At 58.3% G+C, this 4093-nt stretch carries 2 protein-coding genes and 2 pseudogenes; 3 read left to right on the top strand and 1 reads right to left on the bottom strand.

Annotated features, from left to right (window positions below):
• The 3 genes and pseudogenes from NKJ12_RS31875 to NKJ12_RS31865 all read left to right on the top strand — a co-directional run.
• Positions 1-185: pseudogene (locus tag NKJ12_RS31875) on the top strand (MmgE/PrpD family protein); the annotation flags it as partial.
• A 53-nt stretch (positions 186-238) separates the two neighbouring features.
• A complete protein-coding gene (locus NKJ12_RS31870; protein WP_352707676.1) occupies positions 239-1633 on the top strand; it encodes an MmgE/PrpD family protein in 1395 nt (464 codons plus the stop codon).
• A 301-nt stretch (positions 1634-1934) separates the two neighbouring features.
• Positions 1935-2870 carry an alpha/beta fold hydrolase gene (locus NKJ12_RS31865; RefSeq protein ID WP_352707674.1) on the top strand — a complete coding sequence of 312 codons (936 nt, stop codon included), beginning with the start codon at positions 1935-1937 and terminating at the stop codon, positions 2868-2870.
• Positions 2871-3252: 382 nt separating this feature from the next.
• Here NKJ12_RS31865 and tnpC read toward each other — a convergent pair.
• Positions 3253-3987: pseudogene (tnpC, locus tag NKJ12_RS31860) on the bottom strand (IS66 family transposase); the annotation flags it as partial.
• Positions 3988-4093: the final 106 nt, after the last annotated feature.

The raw sequence follows: 4093 nt of genomic DNA, 5'->3' as shown, positions 1-4093 counted from the left end.
CATTCGGACACCCGGAAAAGCCGGCTTCGCTCGCTGATGGTGTGCAGAAATTAAAAGCTTGTGCCGAAATGTCCATGCTCCCGTTCTCCGAGAAACAACTCGGGTTGATCGGAGACTTCATCAACCACCTCGATAAGCAGCCCACGTTGGCACCGCTCTTCGAGCTGTTGGTGGGCGGCAGGTAGTCCCGGGCGAATCTGATCACAGAGACGAGCTGAAACCGAAATAGGCAATTCTTATGAACTCGAATGTTAACGGTGCTGCCTCTCTATCTATGGCGATAGGAAGGTTTGTTAGCGGGCTAGAATTTGGCGCCCTGTCACCAACCGATCTTACTACTTTGAAATTCGGGATCATGGACTGCCTGGCCTGCGTGATTGCGGGTGCAAGGGAGCCGGTAACCCGAATGGTGCTCGACACCATAGTGCCCGAAGCCGGTGAGAATAAAAAAGCAACAGTTCTTGCCCATTCCGTTCAAAGCTCCGCGCTCGGTGCCGCGCTCGCCAACGGCGTGATGGCACACGCTTGCGATTTTGACGACGTCAGCGACCCGATGTGCGGGCACCCTACTGCGCCCGCACTCCCGGCGATTTTGGCGGCTGGTGAACTGACAGATCGTTCGGGCAGAGATGTCCTTCTCGCATATGCCGCTGCCATTGAAGTGATGACAAAGCTCGGCCGCGTTGCTGGTTACGAGCTTTATCAGTCCGGTTGGCACGCCACCGCAGCACTCGGGGTGTTTGGCGCTGCCGCTGGAGCCGCGAAGATACTCGGACTCGACGCAGAACATACAGCTACCGCCATCGGAATTGCCGCCTCCCGTGTAGCCGGTATACGTGCGAATATCGGCTCGATGGTAAAGCCGATGCATTGCGGTTTTGCAGCGAGGGACGGCCTGGAGGCGGCGCTTTTAGCTGCAGCAGGGGCCACCGCAAGTCCCAATGCGCTCGAAGGCCCAAACGGCTTTCTTAAGACGTACATATCGCAGGGCGGGCGTTCCACCGACGTCGCTTCGCTCCTCGGCAATCCGTTTGATATTCGAGAGCCAGGTATTGTCTTCAAAAAGTATCCGTCCTGCCTCGATACCCATTCGGCCATCGATGCTATTCTCGCATTGCGCAATAGCCATAATATCCAACCTGAACACGTAAGGTCCATTCGATGCGTGCTTGCCCCAGGAGTGGGTGGTGACCTGGCCTACCATGCCCCCCAAGCGCCTATAGAGGGCAAGTTCAGTATGGAGTTTTGTTCCGCGGTCGCGCTGGCGAGGGGGCGTGTATCTCTTGCCGAATTTTCCCAAGAAGTTGTCGATGACCCAGCTATCCGACGGCTGATTAACATTTCAATGCTCGACTTCGATCCTGAACTAACGAGCCGCAACCCGAGAAGCTTCTGCGCGGCCGCGCGAGTCGAAATCGCGCTTGAGGACGGAAGGATCGTACAGAAAACCGTGCATTACATGCGCGGTCATCCAGAGAACCCGATGAAGGAATGCGAGTTTGTGTCCAAATTCGAAGACTGTGCAAAGCCGATCCTGGGTTCCGCTCGCACCCTTCAAGCGCTTACGATGATTGGACAGATAGACCAACTATCCCATTTGCACCCCCTCATGTCAGCCCTCGTGATAGGATGACGATTTCAGTCGACAGCCGGACTCCGTCTCAGGTCCGTGCCGCTGACCTAGACTATACCGTGTGCGTAGTCTGATCATGCCGGTCTGCAGACTACCCGTTCCATTTAGACGGGGACCGGCTGCTAATCCTCGGCTAGCAATGTCGACGTTGTGAGCCTGGGGACGAGAAAGCGCCAATCTCCTGCGGTGGTAGAAGGAAAAATTACGCAGATAGCCAATTCGTTGAAATACCATGACTCTGCATAAAACGGCAGGCGGCAGTGTCTTAAGTAGCGGAACACAGGCAGTAAGGAGCACACCAATGTTGAGCGGCAAGAGTCTCATCCCTGAACACCGCATATCTGTTGGCGGCATCGGGACGAGCTACTACGAGACGGGGGCCGGCGGTCCGATCGTGCTTCTCCACGGGGCGGCGCCGGGGGGAATCTTGGATGCGAGGCTCAGCTGGATTTGGCAGCTGTACGGGTTATCCGATCGTTTCAGAGTGATCGCGCTTGATCAACTCCAATTCGGTGGAACTGACGATCCTACCCCCGGGAGATACATCAACCGGCTCGGTCGCGTGGACCACGTGATTGGTTTCATCGAAGCAATGGCGTTGAAGCAGATCACGCTGGTTGGCCATTCAGAAGGATCATTCGTGGCGGCGCGCGTGGCGATCGTGCGTCCCGATCTTGTTTCGAAACTTGTTCTACTCACCGCCAGCTCTGTTTCGCCGCCAATTGGACCCGAGCCCTTTGGAGACGAGCGTGACGATGCATGGCTCCGTGCCGCCACGACCTCATATGACTATACGGGGCCGATGCCTACTGAAGAGGAATATGTGCGGGGTGGCGCCTGCGCGTACGAGCAGGATCCGTATCAGGCGGAGCTAGGGGAGTATCGGCGAATAGCCTATCGGCGGCCCGGGACGCTCGGAAAATGGGAGGTCCGGAAGCACCTGAAAATAGAAGAAACCGACATGAGAAAGTATATCCTGCTGCAGCAAAAGCACATCTTTCCCGAGATTGACCGGCTTCAGGGCAAGACAATGCTTATCTGGTCCACGGACGACGCCACGGTGGCCGCCGAGCGCGGGTGGAAATTGGCGCAAATGATCAGGAATTCGGAGTTCCATCTGCTGAAAGCCGCTCACCCGATCCAGCGAGACCAGAGCGAAGCAGTAAACTGGCTCATCAGCCATCACAGCCTTACCGGAGGTGCTTCGCCGTATACGCCATATACCGGCGACTTATAAGTCGAGACATCGAGGCACCATCGCAATCTCCATCTGTTCTCAAATCGCTGATAATCCACTCCGCCCCAGTTGCTGCGGTCGACATTGCCGAAAGCTGCTCCGATTCCGATCGACGCCTGCCACACACGCGGCAACTGCAATACGGGCCTGTCGTCGCTCCGTTTCCGGCATGGCTGGATCGATCAGCCGATCGCTCATGTTCTGGTCGGAGAGGTGCAGACGACAGTCTCGCTCGGGGCTGACGTCACCCCGGAACGGAGAAAGTGTCTCACCCGAGAGGCTCAAGCTTAGCGCGGTTATGTAACGGCTCTTTGACCGGGTCGACGGCCGAGAAGTGCTTGCTCGAACAACCGAAGGTTCGTAAGCGGGCAGCTGAGGCCGTTCAGCTCTGGTAATTCCAGGGCATGAGGCCGTCGATATCGCTGTTTGGCCAGCCATTGGCGATGCGCTCGAGGGTCTGGGTGAGCCAGGCGTGCGGATCGACCTGGTTCATCTTGGCGGTGGCCAGCAGCGTGGCGATGGTGGCCCATGTCCGCCCGCCGCCGTCGCTGCCAGCGAAGAGGCTGTTCTTTCGCGTTATTGTCTGGGGCCTGATCGCACGCTCGACGGCGTTGGAGTCGAGCTCGATGCGGCCGTCGACGAGGAAGCGCTCGAGCGCGGCACGCCGGCCAAGTGCATAGCGGATCGCCTCGGCGGGCTTCGATTTGCCCGACAGCTTCGGCAGCTCCTTTTCCCACAGCTTGAAGAGCGCGACCAAGATGGCGGCGGATTTCTCCTGACGCGCCATCACCCGGGCTGCGGGGTCGTGACCGCGGACGGCCTCCTCGATGGCCCACAGCGGAGCCATATGCGCCACCGTCTGCGAGGCGATGGTGGACGAGCCCGCGGCATGCAGTTCGTAGAACTTGCGCCGCACGTGTGACCAACAGGCCGCCAGCGTCACAGCGTCATTGGCCCGATCGGGCTTGGCCAGCCGGTTATAGGCGGCATACCCGTCGACCTGCAGGATGCCGCGATAGCCGTCCAGATGGCGGGCAACACATTCGCCGGCGCGGCTGTCCTCGAAGCGGTAGGCGACGATGGGCGGTCCACTGCCGCCAAAGGGCCGATCATCCCTGTTATGTAGATTTCTGCATAACCGCGATTATGCGCACCCGATGATTATGCGCAGCTCATCGGGACAGGAGCGTGTAACCATCGGTTTCCCGAACGATTTCCAACTG

Source organism: Mesorhizobium sp. M0195 (assembly GCF_040322115.1).
Classification (GTDB): domain Bacteria; phylum Pseudomonadota; class Alphaproteobacteria; order Rhizobiales; family Rhizobiaceae; genus Mesorhizobium.
Note: the sequence above shows the minus strand (reverse complement) of the source record. Positions and strands in the feature narration are given on the sequence as shown.

Excerpts from the sequence above, each read along its gene's own strand:
- NKJ12_RS31865 (WP_352707674.1), top strand. The coding sequence starts at position 1,935 with ATGTTGAGCGGCAAGAGTCTCATCCCTGAACACCGCATATCTGTTGGC.
- NKJ12_RS31870 (WP_352707676.1), top strand. The coding sequence starts at position 239 with ATGAACTCGAATGTTAACGGTGCTGCCTCTCTATCTATGGCGATAGGA.